Source organism: Marinobacter sp. (genome assembly GCF_034669625.1).
In the GTDB taxonomy this organism is placed as follows: Bacteria; Pseudomonadota; Gammaproteobacteria; order Pseudomonadales; family Oleiphilaceae; genus Marinobacter.
Genome location: NZ_JAXMOY010000024.1, coordinates 16,668 through 33,227, shown reverse-complemented (window position 1 = coordinate 33,227; position 16,560 = coordinate 16,668). Strand labels below are relative to the sequence as shown.

The following is a 16,560-nucleotide window of genomic DNA, read 5'->3' as shown; positions in this document are numbered from 1 at the left end:
AGGACGTCATCGCTTACGGGACGCTCCGTTATCCAGAGTTCACTGGCTAACGGCTAAGATTTAAAGAACTCGCCTCCTGCACCCTGGCCTTCGGGTCGCTTGAGGTTAAATCAATAGAAGGACATAAGCATGTAGATCTCAAGGCATAGTGCTGGCGGACGCGGGTTCAATTCCCGCCGTCTCCACCAAATTCAGAATGGCCGGGAACACCCGGACTTCAAAACCTTTCTAAAAGCCCCGCCAGTCGGGGCTTTTTTATACCTAAACCCCTAGTGATCCAATGACATCCACGCAATTTAAAGATACGTGCTAGCCATCGAGGCTGGGCCCAATCTTAACAATAACGCGATGATAGTTGCCGTGGCGGCTGGATGTGTAATGCCATCCGATCCTTTGACTCAGGCTTGTTGTCAGCTCCAGGCCCAGGCCGTAACCCGTATTTTCTGGCGATGCTGGGGACGGATTTTGCGCATCGGGCTCTACAGGATTGCTGATCGTAACCCGGTCTTCCTGCTGTTCAATAACAACGGTGCCCTCCCAACAGTGCTGAAAGGCATTTCGGATCAGGTTACCCAGAATGATACGTGCGGGCACCAAAGGTACAGAGCAACTGTATGGGGAGGTGTGGATTTCGGTAGTCACCGGCTTGCCGGCCAGAAGGTACGTCATCTCCGCCGCCAACTCCCGTATCAGCCCTGACAGATCGACTACTTCGGACTGAAGCGGGGTGTCCGGTTCATGATTCAGCCAGAGCAGCGTTTCGGTTAGGTGCTTCATGGTCAGACTGGCGCGGTCGATACGATCGACGATGCTTTGCTCGTCCGCGAGCTTTTCTCGTTTCTGAGTCAGCTTTCGCTGAAGCTCGATGTTGGAGCGGATGGTGCTGATCGGTGTCCTGAGCTCATGGCTGGCGTGGCGGAGAAAGCGCCTCTCACGGTCTACTGCTTGCTGCACCGAGGAGAGACTGTTGCGGATAAGCTCCGCCATTTCATTCAGCTCGGGATAAGAGAAATCCGGCACAGGGTGCGAGAGTTTTTCGTTGTCGAGGGAATGGGTCCAGGCTCGCAAGGCAGCCATGGGGCGGGACACATGCCACAGGAGCAGCCAGCCAACAATAGAAACAAAACCAATCACCAGAATGCTGACAGTCAGCGTGAACACTCGGTTTTGCCGGGAGGCTTGAGGTAGCACCTCCGAGGCTTGTCGAGGCGTCACTTTCTGACTCAGGTAAAGTGGCCCATGAGCGGTATCGTCGCGCATCGCAAAGACGATCGACTTCGGACGGCTGAACCAGGTGCTGTTTTCTTGTTTAAGTAATTGGCCAGATTTACCCGGCCCATTCGGAAAGGCACGAAGAGCATAGGCCGGCAAGTTACTCCATTGCGTTGCAACATCAAAACCGCTGAACTCTCTGACCTGCTCGCTTTCCCCTGCGCCAATCACCTCACTGAATGTTCGGGCGGCTTTTTCCATATTGCCTGCCATCGCCGCATCCAGCCCCCGGATGAAATGTTCCTTGGCGACCAGTGTATAGGCCGCGACCAGAATGAACCCCAAAGCCAGAAAAGAGGCGATCAAAACGGTTCTGAGGCTAATCCTGAATCTAAACATTTGCATTGTCTGTTCCGGGAGCTTTGAGAGCAAAGCCGGCTCCGCTGATGGTGTGCAGCAACGGCTCAGAAAAGGGGCCATCGATGGCCTTGCGCAGGTTGTAAATATGAACCTTCAAGCTATTGCTATCGGGGTGGTCATCCCCCCAGGCCGAGTCCATCAACTCCTCACGAGATACCGGGGACGGTGAGGCACGCATCAGGCGTTCGAGCAGCCGCCAGCTCGTGGGCGACAATTTCAGGGCCTGACCGTTTCGCTGCACGCTCTTCTCACTGAGGTTCATCTGCAGATCACCGCAGGTGAGTTTTTGGATCTGGCCGCTGCGCCTGTGTGAGAGCGCCCGGACTCTGGCCAACAGCTCCTCCATTTCAAAGGGCTTGACCAGATAATCATCGGTGCCGGCGTTGAAGCCCTGCAGTTTATCGTCAAGTTGGTCGCGCGCGGTCAGCATCAGAACGGGGGTATCGTTTCCCTGCTCCCGCAAACGCTGGCAAAGGCCGAGGCCGTCCAGGCGGGGCATGTTGATATCCAGCAGCAGCACATCGTAGCTGTTTTGTTCGATCAGATTGAGCCCGGCCATGCCATTGCTGACATGATCACAAATGAACCCTTCCAGCTCCAGGTATTGCACCAGTGTCTGGGCCAGGTCGAGATCGTCTTCGGCCAATAACAATTTCAGCATGGATCGGACTCTTGTTTACCTGGCCTCGCAGCAAACCAGCGGCGAATATCTGTGAATCTTTCGGTCACGTCGTGCTGAATAGCGACCAGTACCGGTATCAGAATGAGGGTGATTACGGTTGCGAACATAATCCCGTATCCCAGTGCCACGGCGGCCGGTATCAGAAACTGTGCCTGCGCTGATGTTTCGGACAGCAGAGGCGCAAGGCCGGCAAAAGTTGTGAATGACGTCAAAAGAACCGCGCGCAGACGGCTCCTGCAGGCTTTACTGATCGCTTCGATCTGATGGTCTGCATCGGGTTTCAGTTCATTGTAACGCGACACCAGCAAAAGACTGTCATTCACGACAACACCACTAAGCGCAATAATACCATTGAGCGACAAAATGCTGATGGACAGATCATTCATCCAGTGCCCCAGAATTGCACCGACGACTCCGAAGGGAATGGCGGTCATGATCAGGACGGGCTGAATGTAGGATTTCAGGGGGATTGCCAGCAGCATGTAGATGACCAGCATGGCGATCATGAACACGTGCATCATGGAGTTCTGTGTTTCTGCCTGTTGCTCCGCTTCACCGGCAAAATTGATATCCAGCCCCGGGTATTGTCGCTCCAGTGTCGGAACCAGATCCTGCTGCAGACTGGCGACCAGCTCGGACGCCGACAGCATGTCCTTGTCCACCTCGGCGGACAGATAAAGTGCCCGCTTACCGTCAATACGGGTAATGGTATCCCTAGAGTAGCCGTAGGTGACCGTAGCAACACTCGACAAGGGCAGCACCGTGCCGTCGTCGGTTCGGATGTTGGCACTCAGTACGTCCGTCGGATTTTCCCGGGCACCTTCCGGGTAGCGAACTTTAACCTCTACTTCGTCGTTATTGCGCTGAAAGCGCTGTACCACCTGACCACTGAAGGCCTGAAGCACCTGCTGGGCCAGCGTATCGGTGCTCAAGCCCAGGGCCTTGCCCTGTGCGTTGAGTTCCAGGAACAGGCGGGGCTGGCTGGCTTCGATGTTATCTTCAATGCCACTGATCGCCGGGATGGTTGCGAGCTGTTCTTTGATATCCCGTCCGGCTGCTGTCAGCAATTCATCGTCAGAAGCCCTCAGCTCAATACGCAGTGCGTCTACCGTTCCGCGCCGGCTGGCGATGCTAAGGGTTCGTACACCTTCCGGCAGGCCAGCGCTGCGTTTCCATTGGTTGGAAAAGGTATTGATATCGTATGGGGAGTCTGGCGCCAGCTCTACCGTGACTGTGCCGGACTGATCACTCCCGGAAAGTACCTGCAGGTTGGCAATGCCGGTTTCTGCCTCGACGTTGGCGCGCTTAATGAGCTGCTCATCCACTTGGTGAGCTTTTTGCTCCAGAGCAAGCAGAGCGGAATGGGTCAGACCAAAACTGGCGTCGGTTTCCATGCTCACGTTTGCCCGGACCGTGTCGCCAGGTATGTTCGGAAAAAAACTGGTCTTGACGGTACCGTTAAAAGGCATCGCCATAACCAGGGCAAACAGCGCAAGGAATAAAACCAAAACGGCATACCGGTATGCGAGTGCCCAGTCGATAACCGTTTTATAGATCCGGTCGTTGAACCACTGAAGACCGGAATCGGCTCCCTGCTGGATACGTCGCCAGATTTCAAGGAGTGGGTTTTGGCTGGCTCTGCGGTGGGTGTTCAGGTGTGCCAGGTGGGCCGGCAGAATGAGCTTCGACTCGACGATGGACAACAGCAGGCAAATAGTGACGACGGCAGCGAACTGGGCGTATATCTGCCCAAGCTTGCCACTGAGATTCGACAGGGAATAGAAGGCCACCACGGTGGTAAACACGCCGAAGAGCGTGGGCACCGCCACGCGCAGAGTGCCTCGAATGGTGTTGCGAAGGGTGTCGCCTTCCTGTTTTCGCACGGTGTAAACGCTTTCGCCCACAACCACGGCATCATCCACCACAATCCCCAAAGCCATGATAAAACCAAAGGTGGTGAACTCGTTCAGTGAAAGACCGGCAAACCGGTCTCCCATGAAATACAGGGTTCCGAAGAAGATAAATGGCAGACCCATGGATACCCAGAACGCCACCGTCAGGTTCAGAAACAGCGCCAGAAGAACGAACACCATCAAAATGCCGGTAAGTGCGTTGGTGACGAGCAGGTCCAGCCGTTCACTGATAGAGGTGCTCCGGTCGTACCAGCTGGTAAGCTCTACGCCCTGTGGCAGAGCTCCGTTGCCATGCCATTCTTCGACCACCTGTTTGGCCGCTTCAACCGTCTCTGTGATGTCGTCCAGGCCGGTGGTGATCACTTGCAGAGCAATGCTGTTTTCGCCGGCAAAGCGCGACAGCACTGCGGTATCATCATCGTAGGTGTCGTTAATGAAAGCGAGATCACCCAGGGCGACAATCACGCCATCGCTGCTGGTGATCAGAGGAATGGCTGCAAATTCTTCTTTAAGGTAAGCCTGTTGCGAGGCTTTCAGTTGCAGATAGACCTGTTCATTTTTCAGGACCGCCGTCATCGTGCTGGAGGAACCCTGATTGATCGCATCCTCGACATCCGACAAGGACAAACCGTACGCCTGTAAACGCCCCTCATCGATCTCTATCGACATCATGGGGTCAAGCCAACCGGATTTGCTGACCCGGCTGATGTCAGCCTTTGCCAGCAGGTCAGATTTCAGTTCTTCGGCCAGTTGCTGCAAGGTGTGACGGTCGGTTTCGCCATGGAGCTGCAACCAGAGTGAGTGCTCTTCACGCTCCGCTTTTTCAATAACCGGGCTCTTGGCATCGGCCGGAAAGGTGGAAATCGCATCCACTTTGTTTTTTACGTCCCGCAACAACACATCCAGGTCGTAATCACTTTTCTTTTCGATAGTAACTTTGGTGCCGCTGGAGGTAGACGTACTGGTGACGTCATCAATGCCGTTAACATCTTCCAGCTGTTCTTCGATCTTGATCGCCAGCCCTTCTTCCGACTGCTGTGCTGAGCCACTGTTGTAGGTAACCGAGACAGAAATGCTGTCTGGTTCTGTGCTCGGAAATGCTTCTTTGCGAAGGTCTCCAACCTGGAGAACGCCAAGGCCAATCACCAGGATCAGCAGAAGGTTGGCCGCAACCGGGTTATTGGCAAACCAGGGTATGATGCCCTTGTTCCAGCTTTGATCAGTCATCGGACGCCTCCACCGGATGGACGGCCATGCCCGGCAAATAGGTGCTCAATGGATTCGTCAGTACTTTCACGGTTTGGCCGTAAAGCGAGGCCGGTGGACGGATATAGATGGCCTGTTCATCACTGGCAACCGGGTCTGCGGAGAACCTGGCCAGAACGCCATCGTTCACGTACCAGACTTCCCCTCGTTGGCTGAGAGAGGACGAAGGCAGGCGCCAGAGATCGCTCAGTTCACGGCCCTCGATTTCGGCCCTGAGGAATGTGCCGGGCGCCAGCATGCTGGTCTGTTCCAGTGGCCGATCTACAGCTGCGATCACTGACTGCTGTCGGCTTGTTTCATCCAGGTGCAGTTGCGTACGTTGAATATAACCGCGCCATTGCTGCCCGGTTTCAACAGAAATCAGGTTTACCGGCCATTGGCCATTATCCAGCACTTCGATATCCGGTAGCTTCTGCCAGTCGAGCTGAGATAGAGGCAAAGAGATCTCGATTCGGTCCGCACTATAGAGTTCCGCTATGTCGTTACCGGCCTGCAGGTAACTGCCCGGTGAGACAATGCGGCTGACAACCAGCGCGTCAAAAGGCGCTCGAACACGGGTTTGTGCCAGGTCTTTTTTGGCACTGATCACCGCGGCCTCGGCGTTAGCGACTGCCGCTTGAGCTTGTTTTACTTGAGGTTCACGCAGCACCAATGGAGAGTCCGGCTCGCCGGTCATTCCGGAAGCCTTCCACTCCAGAACGGCCTGCTCTGCCTCTCTTTCAGCCTCGAGAAGATCTACCTGCGCACTGGCCAGATCGTTTTCTGCACTGGCAAGCGCTGCACGATAATCGCTGTCTTCCAATGCTAAAAGAAGGTCGCCCTTGCTTACGATACGTCCGGATTCAAACGCGCTTGCCAGTTCAGCGACCTGGCCGGAAACCTGGGCAGTGAGCGTTATTTCATATCGCGATCTGGCCGCACCAAAAGTTTCAACGTTGACGGCATGAGATCCTGTTATTACCGGAATAACACCGACATCCGGTGCAATACCACCATCCTCTTTCGCAGGCAGTGATCGACTTTCCTGTTCCTGAAGCTTCTGACCATTATAAAGGAATACGGTGATCAGCACGCCAACGGCGGCCAACAAAACAAGCCATTTTGCGTATGGTCGGATCATGACTGATCGGTCTCCTTGATGCCCAGCCCCAGTGCAAGCCCGAGTGTGATTCGGTTGCTCAGACGCTGGTAGATTAAGTCGTTAAGTTGTGATTCCAGATCAAAGGTCTGCCGTTGCACTTCGAGTAGGTCGAGTACAGAAACCAGACCATTCCGGTATTTCTGCTGGTATTGCTGATAGTTGCGGCGGGCACTCAGCAAGGCGCTGTCTATCTGCTGTTGCTGTTTGGCCAGGCTTGATTCCTGGCCGATTGCATTTTCAACTTCCTGCACTGCGTTCAGTAAGGTTTCTCGGTATGCCTGATAGCTCCTGGCTGTGCTCAGTTCGGCGACTTCCGCATTGGCTTCTAGCTCACCTCCACGAAACAAAGGCGCCGTTAATTGACCGAGCAATGACCAAACCGGGTTTTTCAACAGAGCCTCGCCTGGCGATGTGCCTGTGTCGCTCAGGGCCGCTCCCAGGCTGATCGATGGCAACATTTCTTTGTAGGCAACAGACGTACGAAAGTCGCTTGCTTCTATGGCCAGATAGGCTGCTTTAAGGTCTGGCCTGCGCTGTAACGTCTGGTCGGCAAGGTCGGCCAGGGGCAAAAGAACTTGCGGGTAGTCGGTGGCAATGGCCGTGCTGCCATGACTCTGGCCGAGCAACAGGTTCAAAGCTCTTTGTTGCTGCTGCAGGGATTCCTGAGTGGCAAACAGCGACGCTCTGGCACTGGCTGCCGAGCTTTGGGCACTGTCGAGGTCCTCAAGGTCACCCAATCCGGATCGGTAGCGCTGAAGAATCCACTGTTCGTTTTTTTCCAGCAGTTCCACGCGTTGTTCTGCGATAGCAACAGATCGATTCAGATTAACCAGCTTCAACCAGCCCTGCATAACCTCGGCTGCGAGCGTATCCCGAGCAGCCTGGTAGAGAGCCAGCTGTTCGGCGACATCGCTCGCAGCTGCCGACGCCTCATCAGAGATCTTCGCCCACAAATCCAGTTCCCAGCTAACGCTGATGCTGCCGGTGTAGGAAGTATCGATATCTTCCGTTTTATTGGCGCCGAAGCCAGCCTCGACCTCGGGGAGTTGGTCTGCCTGAGTCGCCCGGTATTGAGCCCGGAGAATTTCGAGGGAAAGCAGTGTTTGTCCCAGATCCGGGTTGGCCTCGCGCGCTTCAGCAATCAGCGCGCTCAGATCATCGCTGTTGACCAGATCATCCAGATAGGCTGTTTCGGAACCCGCGTCCAGCTCAGACCAGGAGACAAGGTTCTGACGGTCAGAATCGGCCTGAGCCAGATAATCCGGGCTTGTGGACAACGAGCTGCAGCCGGAAGCGAGCAGGCAGCAAAGGGCAATCAGTAATACTTTCGGGCAAGGATAACGACACATAAACAGAGTCCACTGAAACGAGGTCGGGTCTGCGGGAAACAACTGGGGGCAGGCTATCGGAAGGACGGTTAATGGAGGGTTAAGATCTTCTTGATCTGGCGAAGAAAAACGTATTGATCGGCCCCAAGATGCCTTTGAACCTTCGTTTTGTGCGTATACGGAAAGTCCTAACCGGCATTGGAATTGCTGGTTAATTTGTGGCACTGTCGCGCGCCAAGTTTTAAAGACGCATTAAAAAAGGTTTATGTTATGACCCAGGGTAAGCAGAAATCAGGCGGAGACTATTCCATAGCTCAGCTTGGCGACCCGGTAGTACTTACGCTCAGTGTTGGTTTCATTGCGCTGTTCGTAGGCTTTTCTTTGTTTGATCTCAAAGGCGTAGCCGATGTAATCGGTAACGGCTTTACCTGGACCGCTCGGGTCTTTGGTACGTACTTTCAGCTGTTACTTCTGGCCACCTTCTTTATTGCGATCGGCCTGGCTTGCACGCCTGCAGCCAAAGCTAAAATTGGTAACCTTGACCGCCCGGAGATGAGCACCTTCCGCTGGCTCTCCATCATTATGTGTACGCTACTGGCCGGGGGCGGTGTGTTCTTTGCAGCCGGCGAGCCCGTGTACCACTTTGTTGTCACGCCACCGGCGTTTGACACGGAGCCCGGCACCGCAGAGGCGGTCTCCAGCGCCATGGCGCAATCTTTCATGCATTGGGGCTTTTTGGCGTGGGCCGTGCTCGGCACCCTGGCAGCCATCGTGCTGGCACACACCCATTACGTGAAAGGCAAACCGCTGCAGCCCCGCACTCTGCTGTATCCGGTATTCGGTGAACGCATCATGAGCGGCTGGATTGGCAGCGTTGTCGATGCTTTCTGCGTGATTGCCATCGTTGCGGGTACCGTGGGTCCGATCGGTTTCCTCGCTACCCAGATGAGTTTTGGCCTGAGCGAACTGTTCGGTCTGACCGACGGGCTGGGAACACAAATGGCCATTCTGGCCGCTCTCGCCGCCATTTACGTCACCTCAGCCGTGACCGGTGTACACCGCGGCATCCAGCTCTTGAGCCGAATGAACGTGTTTCTGGCACTGGCAATTGCAGCCATCATTTTTGTGTTCGGTCCCACGCTGTTCTTCACCAACACCTACATGCAAAGCATGGGTCAGTACGTGTCGTCATTCCTCGACATGGCGACCATGACGGCGGATACCGCACCTAACTGGTGGATGAAGTGGTGGACGGTGTTCTTCTTCGCCTGGTTCATCGGCTATGCGCCGCTCATGGCGATCTTCGTTGCCCGCATTTCCCGAGGCCGAAGCATCCGGGAAATGATTCTCGCTGTAGCGGTTATGGCCCCGATTGCAACCACTATCTGGTTCACTCTGCTCGGCGGTTCCGGCATTTACTATCAGATGACCGGTGTGATCGATCTGGCTGAAGCGTTGAACAACTTCCGCTTTGACGTAGCCACACTGACGGTTGCGCAAGCTCTACCGGGCGGCGGATTCATGGCACTGGCCATTCTGATTCTGACCACGATCTTTGTGGCAACCACCGGCGACTCCATGAGCTACTCCATTGCGGTTGTCAGCTCGGGCCACGATCAGCCGAAAACCTTCGTGCGCGCATTCTGGGGTATCGCAATGGCGGCCATGGCCGGCATTCTGCTGTACATGGGTGCCGGTCAGATCAGCGTACTGCAGCAATTCATTGTGATCACGGCCATTCCGGTTTCGCTGATTTTGCTGCCCTCACTGTGGCTTGGGCCTAAAGCTGCCTATGCCATGGCCCGTGAGCAGAACCTGATCGCGGAAAAAGTCGTTTTGAAACAGAGTTAAACGCCTGCACGAATCGGCGCGGCCGGGCCTGACTGGCCGCGCCTTTTTATTTCTCCTCGCTCCCCAAACTCCGCAGTAACAACAGCTCTATCATCTGCTAGCCGTTAGCGCGCCCCGAAACTGGCTATTATTTGCGCAATTCAAAAGCCTGTGCTTGTATAAATAAATCAGGCTTGCCGTAGGACGCTTGCGTTCGTTTGCCTGCCCGCAGCGGAGCCACAAGGCTCCGGGCGACTCGTTATCAATGTTGAATGGGGTTGGCTCAGCTATGGCTTACGAAACGATTGATGGTCAAAAATACGAAAAAGAACTGCTGGAACTCGCACGCAAGCACACAACGGGAAAGGGGGAAGGCAAACTATCAAAAGACGAGGTGGCTGATCTGTTCAAATCGGCTCAGGATGGACAGGGCGTGACCGACACAGAAAAAGCAACGCTGGGGTATATTCGGAAAAACTTCGAGTTTACCGATGCCGCCGCCAAAGATTTCGACGCGGCTTTCGGCCAACTCTGATCAAACAACACTGTTTGTCATAACTCATGCCCGATGCCTTCCGGCACCGGGCACCTCCAAACACCTCAGCCCAGCTGAAGTGTTTTCAGAGTTCGCTCCCGAACGGTGTTCAAGAGCTCTTCGTTTTCTACCAGTGACTGACCGTAAGACGGCACCAGCGTTCTCATGCGCTCCTGCCACTCTTGCGACTTCATCTTTTCAGGGAAGCATCGCTCCAGCACATTCAACATCGCGTTGGCGGCAGTGGATGCGCCTGGAGACGCGCCCAGCAGAGCCGCCAGCGAGCCATCTTTTGCGGCCACGATTTCGGTACCGAACTCGAGCTTGCCGCCACCCTCTTTGGTTTGCTTGATGATCTGCACGCGCTGGCCAGCCATCTGCAAGGTCCAATCGTCTTCCTTGGCGTCCGGGAAGAAGTTGCGCAAGGCCTCCACACGATCGGCATGAGACTGGAACACCTCACCAATCAAATAGCGGGTCAGGTCCATGTTGCTCTTGCCCACCGACAGCATGGGGCGCAAGTTAGTGGCCCGGACCGAGCCGAACAAATCAAACATCGAGCCCTGCTTGAGGAAACGCGTGGTGAAGCCAGCAAACGGACCAAACAGCAAGGCAGGCTCACCGTTGATAATACGGGTGTCCAGGTGAGGAACCGACATGGGCGGCGCACCAATCGGTGCTTTTCCGTACACCTTGGAGTGGTGTTCGTTAACAATCTCAGGCTTCTGACACACCAACCACTGGCCACTGACTGGGAAACCGCCGTATCCGCGCGCTTCATCAATGCCGGATTTCTGCAGCAACGGCAAGGCGCCGCCACCCGCACCGAGGAAGACAAAACCCGCTTCCAACTTGGTGGTTTCACCGGTTTTCTGGTTCTTCACCCGCACTTTCCAGCGGCCATTGTCCCGCTGATCAATATAATGCACCGGTGAGCTGACCATCAGCTCGAAGTTTGGCTGGGTTTCCAGCCACTCGACCATGCTTCGGGTCAGAGAACCAAAATCCACATCCGAGCCATGCTTGATGCGGGTAGCCGCCACCTTCTCCATCGGGTTCCGGTTGCCAACCACCAACGGCATCCACTCAGCCAGTTCTTGCGGGCTCTCGGTGTATTCCATTTCCTGGAAGAGGTGGTGTTGTTTCAAGCGCTCAAAGCGACGTTTGAGGAAGGTAACGTTCTCGTCACCCCAGACAAAGCTCTGGTGCGGCGTGCGGTTAATAAAGGACGTCGGTTCGGGCAGAATGCCCTGTTCAACAAGATAAGACCAAAGCTGGAGAGACACCTCGAACTGAGCGTTGATTTGCAACGCCCGCGCTATTTCTACATCGCCGTTGTCCGTTTCAGGTGTGTAGTTCAGTTCACAGTAACCCGCGTGACCCGTACCTGCGTTGTTCCACCCGTCTGTGCTCTCGTGAGCAACGTGGTCCAGACGCTCGAGCATGACAATATCCAGAGACGGATCAAGCTGCTTCAGCATCACGCCGAGGGTTGCGCTCATGACGCCCCCACCGACCAGCACTACATCTGCCTGTCTAACGGCCATTGATTCCCACCTTAGCTAGTGTTGAGCCTGAAACCGCTCCACGATCAGCAAAGCGGTCTGTCGAAAGCCGTCACTGCGCGAGGTAAAGGGCGCAGCCTTGTGCTTCCTGTCGAAATTGCGCGCATTATCCCGGTTTTTTTCGGAATAATAAATTGCGATTGCCTGCTGCATGCAAATTGGTTTGGAGCATGCCAGCTGGGCTGAAGATTGTAACGAAAAGCGATTCTCCCGCCTTTTGTTAACAATATCAGCGCAACTTTAGTCTGATATAGCGGGAATGTTAATGCGGATCATTGCTTATATCCGAAAATCCTGTGTTGCCGGGGCTGACCTGAAATACAGACTTGCTGTATCTTGTGCGCCATCCATACTTTGCCCGCAATACGCGCGAAGTGTTCTGACTTTTGATTCGAGGTTTATCTATGTTAATGGCAATTGGCGCCATTATTCTGGGGCTGGTTCTGCTGGTCTGGAGTGCTGACAAGTTTGTCGAAGGCGCAGCTGCCACGGCCAAACATTTAGGCATGCCCACCTTGCTAATTGGCATGGTGATCATCGGTTTTGGCACGTCGGCACCCGAACTTGCGGTCTCGGCTATGGCCGCTTCCGATGGCAACCCGGGGTTGGCGCTCGGTAACGGTTACGGCTCCAACATCACCAACATTGCTCTGATTGTTGGCTTGACGGCGCTCATCGCGCCCATTGCCGTGCACTCTCAGGTCATCCGAAAGGAACTTCCGCTGCTGATGGTGCTCACGCTGATTGCAGGCGCCCAATTGTTGGACGGCGAGCTTTCTCGGCTTGATGGCTGGGTACTGCTGGCGGTGTTCTCTGCGGTGATGGGCTGGTCCATCTATCAGGGCTTCAAAGGCAAAGATGACCCATTGGCTGAGGGTGTCGACTCCGACCTGATCACCCATCCTATGCCGATGAAAAACGCGGTCATCTGGCTGGTGATCGGGCTGATTCTTCTGGTTGTCAGCTCCCGCATTCTGGTCTGGGGTGCGGTCACCATCGCTCAGGCTCTGGGCATCAGTGATCTGGTTATCGGTTTGACCATCGTGGCCATTGGCACATCGCTGCCCGAGTTGGCTTCTGCCATAGCCGCCGTTAAAAAGAACGAACATGACCTGATTCTCGGCAACATTCTGGGTTCAGGTATTTTCAACACGCTGGCGGTCGTAGGACTGGCAGCCGTTATTCAGCCGCTGTCGGTCGATCCCGAGGTGCTGTATCGAGATTGGACGCTCATGTTCGGCCTAACCATCGCACTGCTGGTGATGGGGTTCGGTATCACAGGGTGGCGCAAGCTGATTTCGAGGGTCGACGGCGTACTGCTCTTAACGGCCTATGTTGCTTACACCGGCTATCTGTTCTCTACCGTGGTAGCTGCCGCCTGATCACCGCGCATGGTGAGACCGGAGATTACTCCGGCTCACCATCGCCCAGCAATTCCAGCATACGCGCCCGTACTTCCTCCATCACTTCCGGAAGCTGTTCTTTGCTTTTACCCGACGTATCGATAGCGGCACCTACCCGCACATCTACCGGCTGTCCCAGGTTGATCTGAAGGCTGCGGGCCGGCAGCACCTTGTGCACACCTCGAATAGCTACCGGGACAATCACAGCTTCGGTGTCGAACGCCAAGTGGAAGCAGCCTTTTTTGAAAGGCAACAACTGGCCATCCCGGGAACGGGTGCCCTCGGGGGCAGCCCAGAGCACAATCCCGCTCTCCATCATTTCCTTAGCCTTGTGCAGATCACGAACCGCATCGACACGATTAGAGCGATTTATCCACGGAAATTCAGCCGCTGCCATGGCCTGCCCAAGCAAAGGAATGCGCGATAACTCCTGTTTTGACAACATCCGAATGGAGCCGGGCAAAGACACAAAACTGATGGGTATATCGTAGTGGCTGGCGTGGGTGCACATGATGATGTAGCGCCGACCATCGTTGAAATCAGGCACCTCGCCCCGAACAGTCAAACTGGCACGCACCAGCTTGAGCAACGTGGCCGACCACTCCCGGCAATACTTATCCACAATCGGTCGGTTCAGTTGGCCAAACAAAGCCCGCAACAAAATCAACAGTGAGTAGATGGCCGTCAACCCAACCGAACCCAACACCACGGCAATGCGGCGCAGCATGGTTGCCGATTCAGTTAGCGGACTTAAGCTCAGTCGATTCATCACAAACACCTTTCCGGTATGCCAACAGCTGGAAGTAGCGTCAAATTATACCGGCTCGGATGTTTGCTGGATAACGAACAAAGGTCTTAGCTGATGCTCGTAGAAACTCAGGATAGGGGCTGTTCGGCAGCGCCTGGGCGCTGCCGAAACGGGGATCAATCGACTTCGTGAAACACCATGGAAATGGAGTTCAAACAATACCGCTGCCCGGTAGGAGGCGGGCCATCCGGGAAGACGTGACCTTGATGGCTGTCGCAGCGGGCGCACCGAATTTCGGTACGGGTCATGCCCAAGCTGGTATCTTCGATAAAACGAAGATGTTCCGGATCAAACGGCTGAAAGAAACTCGGCCAACCGGTTCCGGAATCAAATTTGGCGTCGGAACCGAATAACGGCAGATCGCACAAGCGACAGTGATACACACCCGTTTTCTTGTTATCCAACAGGGTGCCGCAGAACGGGTGCTCGGTGCCGTGATCCAGCAGCACCCGCTTTTCGTCTGCGGTCAGCCCGGCGGCCTTTTCTTCAACCTGCGTTTTGCTCAGGGGCGTTACGTCATAGCCCGCAGCAGACATACTCATAGGGTTCTCCTCACACGAGGTCAGGGTCATCCTGACTGAATTCGGGTTTCATTCGATCAGGCCAAGCTTCGGACAGCTTCTCCATCTTGGGCGCCGCAACCGCCATGATGTATGGCTGCCAGGGGTTGCGTGCAGCGAAATTCTGATGGTGAGCCTCTGCCGGATAGAAGGCCTCAAGGGGCTCAACCGACGTCACCACCGGTGCCGAATAAACGCCAGACTCATTCAATTGCCGGATGTAAGCTTCCGTCAGCGCCTTCTGCTCTTCGGTTTCATAGAACACGGCTGACCGATACTGGGTGCCCACATCGTTACCCTGCCGATTAAGCTGCGTTGGATCATGAGCCACCGAAAAGAACACCCGCAACAGCTCACCAAAACGGACTTTTGCCGGGTCATAATGCACATCCACCACTTCGGCGTGCCCGGTCGAGCCTGTGCAGACCGCTTCGTAGTTCGCCATTTCGGCGGAGCCGCCTGCGTAACCGGATTCCACTCGGGTTACACCGTCGATTGCCAGGAACACAGCCTCAACACACCAGAAGCAGCCGCCAGCCAAGACAACATGAGCGCCACCCTCGCCTTCTTGTAACTCGTGTTCCGGTGTCGGGAACCGGCTCCGGGGCACATTCAGCCCGGGGATATTGCACGCTTCGCTCATAACCTTATCCACCCATCAAAAAATGATTATACCCAGTATGGCACTTACCGGGGCGAGGCCCCAAACGGGCCAGCGCAGAACCGCTAACGCCAACCACAACACCAAAATGATCGCCAAATCCGTTGAACCATGTACGGCCGACGTCCACACCGGATCATAAAGCGCAGCCAAGAGCAGGCCAACCACTCCGGCATTGACGCCAGCCAACGCGGACCTTGCCTTTGCATGCTCACGTATCCAACGCCACAATGGCAGACCGGCAAACACCAAAAGGGTTCCGGGCAGGAACACCGCCAGCACCGCAATCATGGCGCCCGACACACCCATTTCGATGCCGCCCAGAAACGCCGAGAACGTAAACAAGGGGCCAGGCAACGCCTGAGCCGCCCCGTAACCGGCGAGGAACGTATCGGCAGTCATTTGCCCTGATTCAACAAAGCCTTCCTGCAGCCACGGCAAAACCACGTGGCCACCTCCAAACACCAGCGCGCCGGCCCGGTATAGCTCTGCCCCCACCCAGGCCAGGGACCCCGTTTGCACCGGCATCAACGAAAGCACTAACAAACCGGCAAAAAGCCCCGCATATATCCAGGGCTTGCGAACATGCAATGCCACGGTCATTGGCTCCGTTGCCTTGCCTGAACTGAAATTCAAACCGGCACCGACCACTGCGGCCAAAGCCAGGGCCAGAATTTGCATCCAGGCCACCCCCACCCAGAGCAACACACTCGCCACCAACAGGGCGATCACGAAACGAGACCGGTCCGGGCAGAGTACCTGCCCCATTTGCCACACGGCGTGCGCTACCACCGCCACAACAAACAATTTCAGACCGTGCACCCAGCCGCCCGAACCGGCTTCGGGCCACAGCGTGAGCCCGAACGCAAAAAACGTCATCAGCAACGCGGAAGGCAAGGTAAATCCCAGCCATGCCGCAAAGGCCCCCCGGTAGCGGCCGCGCAATAAACCGATGGTCAGCCCGACCTGGCTCGAAGCCGGCCCTGGCAACAACTGGCACAGCGCCACAATTTCACCAAACGTCTCTGCGGACAGCCATTTTCGACGCGTCACGAACTCGTCATAGAAAAAACCCAGATGCGCAGCCGGACCTCCGAAGGAGGTCAGGCCCAAGCGCAGAAAAATCTTGAAAATCTGCCAGCCAGGCACCGGTTCAGTCTGGTCGGTTGCAGTCATCGCCCATTCCCCAATAGCTCCCTAATAAGTTCCCGTTAAACATGAACATTGTATCGTTAC

Annotated in this window: 13 protein-coding genes and 1 other RNA gene; 4 read left to right on the top strand and 10 right to left on the bottom strand. The window is 55.4% G+C overall.

Features of this window, described 5'->3' with window-relative positions; genetic code table 11:
* Nucleotides 1–188: a transfer-messenger RNA gene (gene ssrA / locus VOI14_RS14930) on the top strand; the annotation flags it as partial.
* Between the two features lie 121 nt (nucleotides 189–309).
* Here the strand turns inward: ssrA and VOI14_RS14925 are convergent.
* From VOI14_RS14925 to VOI14_RS14905, 5 genes are read right to left on the bottom strand one after another with little or no spacing between them, the layout of a single operon-like run.
* Nucleotides 310–1,617: a HAMP domain-containing sensor histidine kinase gene (locus VOI14_RS14925; protein WP_323752840.1), complete on the bottom strand. Its 1,308-nt coding sequence runs from the start codon at nucleotides 1,615–1,617 to the stop codon at nucleotides 310–312.
* On the bottom strand, nucleotides 1,604–2,293 hold the full coding sequence (locus tag VOI14_RS14920) for a response regulator transcription factor (RefSeq protein WP_323752839.1): 690 nt from the start codon (nucleotides 2,291–2,293) through the stop codon (nucleotides 1,604–1,606). Before VOI14_RS14920 ends, VOI14_RS14925 begins: the two co-directional genes overlap by 14 nt.
* Nucleotides 2,287–5,454 (bottom strand): efflux RND transporter permease subunit, encoded by a 3,168-nt coding sequence (locus VOI14_RS14915; RefSeq protein ID WP_323752838.1) that lies wholly within the window; start codon nucleotides 5,452–5,454, stop codon nucleotides 2,287–2,289. The genes VOI14_RS14920 and VOI14_RS14915 overlap by 7 nt, the downstream gene beginning before the upstream one ends.
* Nucleotides 5,447–6,613, bottom strand: a complete 1,167-nt coding sequence (locus VOI14_RS14910; protein ID WP_323752837.1) for an efflux RND transporter periplasmic adaptor subunit — start codon at nucleotides 6,611–6,613, stop codon at nucleotides 5,447–5,449. The genes VOI14_RS14915 and VOI14_RS14910 overlap by 8 nt, the downstream gene beginning before the upstream one ends.
* The gene (locus VOI14_RS14905) at nucleotides 6,610–7,983 is read right to left on the bottom strand and encodes a TolC family protein (RefSeq protein WP_323752836.1); all 1,374 of its coding nucleotides are present in this window, start codon (nucleotides 7,981–7,983) and stop codon (nucleotides 6,610–6,612) included. Before VOI14_RS14905 ends, VOI14_RS14910 begins: the two co-directional genes overlap by 4 nt.
* Before the next feature lie 249 nt (nucleotides 7,984–8,232).
* Between VOI14_RS14905 and VOI14_RS14900 the strand changes: the two genes are divergently transcribed.
* Both VOI14_RS14900 and VOI14_RS14895 read left to right on the top strand, forming a co-directional pair.
* Nucleotides 8,233–9,813, top strand: coding sequence for a BCCT family transporter (locus tag VOI14_RS14900; RefSeq protein ID WP_323752835.1), 1,581 nt, complete (start codon nucleotides 8,233–8,235; stop codon nucleotides 9,811–9,813).
* A gap of 268 nt (nucleotides 9,814–10,081) precedes the next feature.
* Nucleotides 10,082–10,327, top strand: a complete 246-nt coding sequence (locus VOI14_RS14895; protein ID WP_323752834.1) for a hypothetical protein — start codon at nucleotides 10,082–10,084, stop codon at nucleotides 10,325–10,327.
* Between the two features lie 65 nt (nucleotides 10,328–10,392).
* Here VOI14_RS14895 and mqo read toward each other — a convergent pair whose 3' ends face one another.
* Nucleotides 10,393–11,874 (bottom strand): malate dehydrogenase (quinone), encoded by a 1,482-nt coding sequence (gene mqo, locus VOI14_RS14890; protein WP_323752833.1) that lies wholly within the window; start codon nucleotides 11,872–11,874, stop codon nucleotides 10,393–10,395.
* 422 nt (nucleotides 11,875–12,296) lie between these two features.
* Between mqo and VOI14_RS14885 the strand changes: the two genes are divergently transcribed.
* Nucleotides 12,297–13,274: a calcium/sodium antiporter gene (locus VOI14_RS14885; protein WP_323752832.1), complete on the top strand. Its 978-nt coding sequence runs from the start codon at nucleotides 12,297–12,299 to the stop codon at nucleotides 13,272–13,274.
* A 25-nt stretch (nucleotides 13,275–13,299) separates the two neighbouring features.
* On the opposite strand, the gene VOI14_RS14880 is transcribed toward VOI14_RS14885, so the two are convergent.
* From VOI14_RS14880 to chrA, 4 genes are all read right to left on the bottom strand, one after another.
* A complete protein-coding gene (locus VOI14_RS14880) occupies nucleotides 13,300–14,064 on the bottom strand; it encodes a lysophospholipid acyltransferase family protein (RefSeq protein WP_323752831.1) in 765 nt (254 codons plus the stop codon).
* Between the two features lie 155 nt (nucleotides 14,065–14,219).
* Nucleotides 14,220–14,645, bottom strand: coding sequence for a peptide-methionine (R)-S-oxide reductase MsrB (gene msrB / locus VOI14_RS14875; protein WP_323752830.1), 426 nt, complete (start codon nucleotides 14,643–14,645; stop codon nucleotides 14,220–14,222).
* 10 nt (nucleotides 14,646–14,655) lie between these two features.
* Nucleotides 14,656–15,306, bottom strand: a complete 651-nt coding sequence (gene msrA / locus VOI14_RS14870) for a peptide-methionine (S)-S-oxide reductase MsrA (protein ID WP_323752829.1) — start codon at nucleotides 15,304–15,306, stop codon at nucleotides 14,656–14,658.
* A gap of 15 nt (nucleotides 15,307–15,321) precedes the next feature.
* Nucleotides 15,322–16,500, bottom strand: coding sequence for a chromate efflux transporter (gene chrA, locus VOI14_RS14865; protein WP_323752828.1), 1,179 nt, complete (start codon nucleotides 16,498–16,500; stop codon nucleotides 15,322–15,324).
* Between the last annotated feature and the right edge of the window lie 60 nt (nucleotides 16,501–16,560).

Coding starts and splice junctions, on each gene's coding strand:
- chrA (WP_323752828.1), bottom strand. CDS start 16,500: ATGACTGCAACCGACCAGACTGAACCGGTGCCTGGCTGGCAGATTTTC.
- msrA (WP_323752829.1), bottom strand. CDS start 15,306: ATGAGCGAAGCGTGCAATATCCCCGGGCTGAATGTGCCCCGGAGCCGG.
- mqo (WP_323752833.1), bottom strand. CDS start 11,874: ATGGCCGTTAGACAGGCAGATGTAGTGCTGGTCGGTGGGGGCGTCATG.
- VOI14_RS14885 (WP_323752832.1), top strand. CDS start 12,297: ATGTTAATGGCAATTGGCGCCATTATTCTGGGGCTGGTTCTGCTGGTC.
- VOI14_RS14880 (WP_323752831.1), bottom strand. CDS start 14,064: ATGAATCGACTGAGCTTAAGTCCGCTAACTGAATCGGCAACCATGCTG.
- VOI14_RS14925 (WP_323752840.1), bottom strand. CDS start 1,617: ATGCAAATGTTTAGATTCAGGATTAGCCTCAGAACCGTTTTGATCGCC.
- msrB (WP_323752830.1), bottom strand. CDS start 14,645: ATGAGTATGTCTGCTGCGGGCTATGACGTAACGCCCCTGAGCAAAACG.
- VOI14_RS14900 (WP_323752835.1), top strand. CDS start 8,233: ATGACCCAGGGTAAGCAGAAATCAGGCGGAGACTATTCCATAGCTCAG.
- VOI14_RS14905 (WP_323752836.1), bottom strand. CDS start 7,983: ATGTGTCGTTATCCTTGCCCGAAAGTATTACTGATTGCCCTTTGCTGC.
- VOI14_RS14915 (WP_323752838.1), bottom strand. CDS start 5,454: ATGACTGATCAAAGCTGGAACAAGGGCATCATACCCTGGTTTGCCAAT.
- VOI14_RS14920 (WP_323752839.1), bottom strand. CDS start 2,293: ATGCTGAAATTGTTATTGGCCGAAGACGATCTCGACCTGGCCCAGACA.
- VOI14_RS14895 (WP_323752834.1), top strand. CDS start 10,082: ATGGCTTACGAAACGATTGATGGTCAAAAATACGAAAAAGAACTGCTG.
- VOI14_RS14910 (WP_323752837.1), bottom strand. CDS start 6,613: ATGATCCGACCATACGCAAAATGGCTTGTTTTGTTGGCCGCCGTTGGC.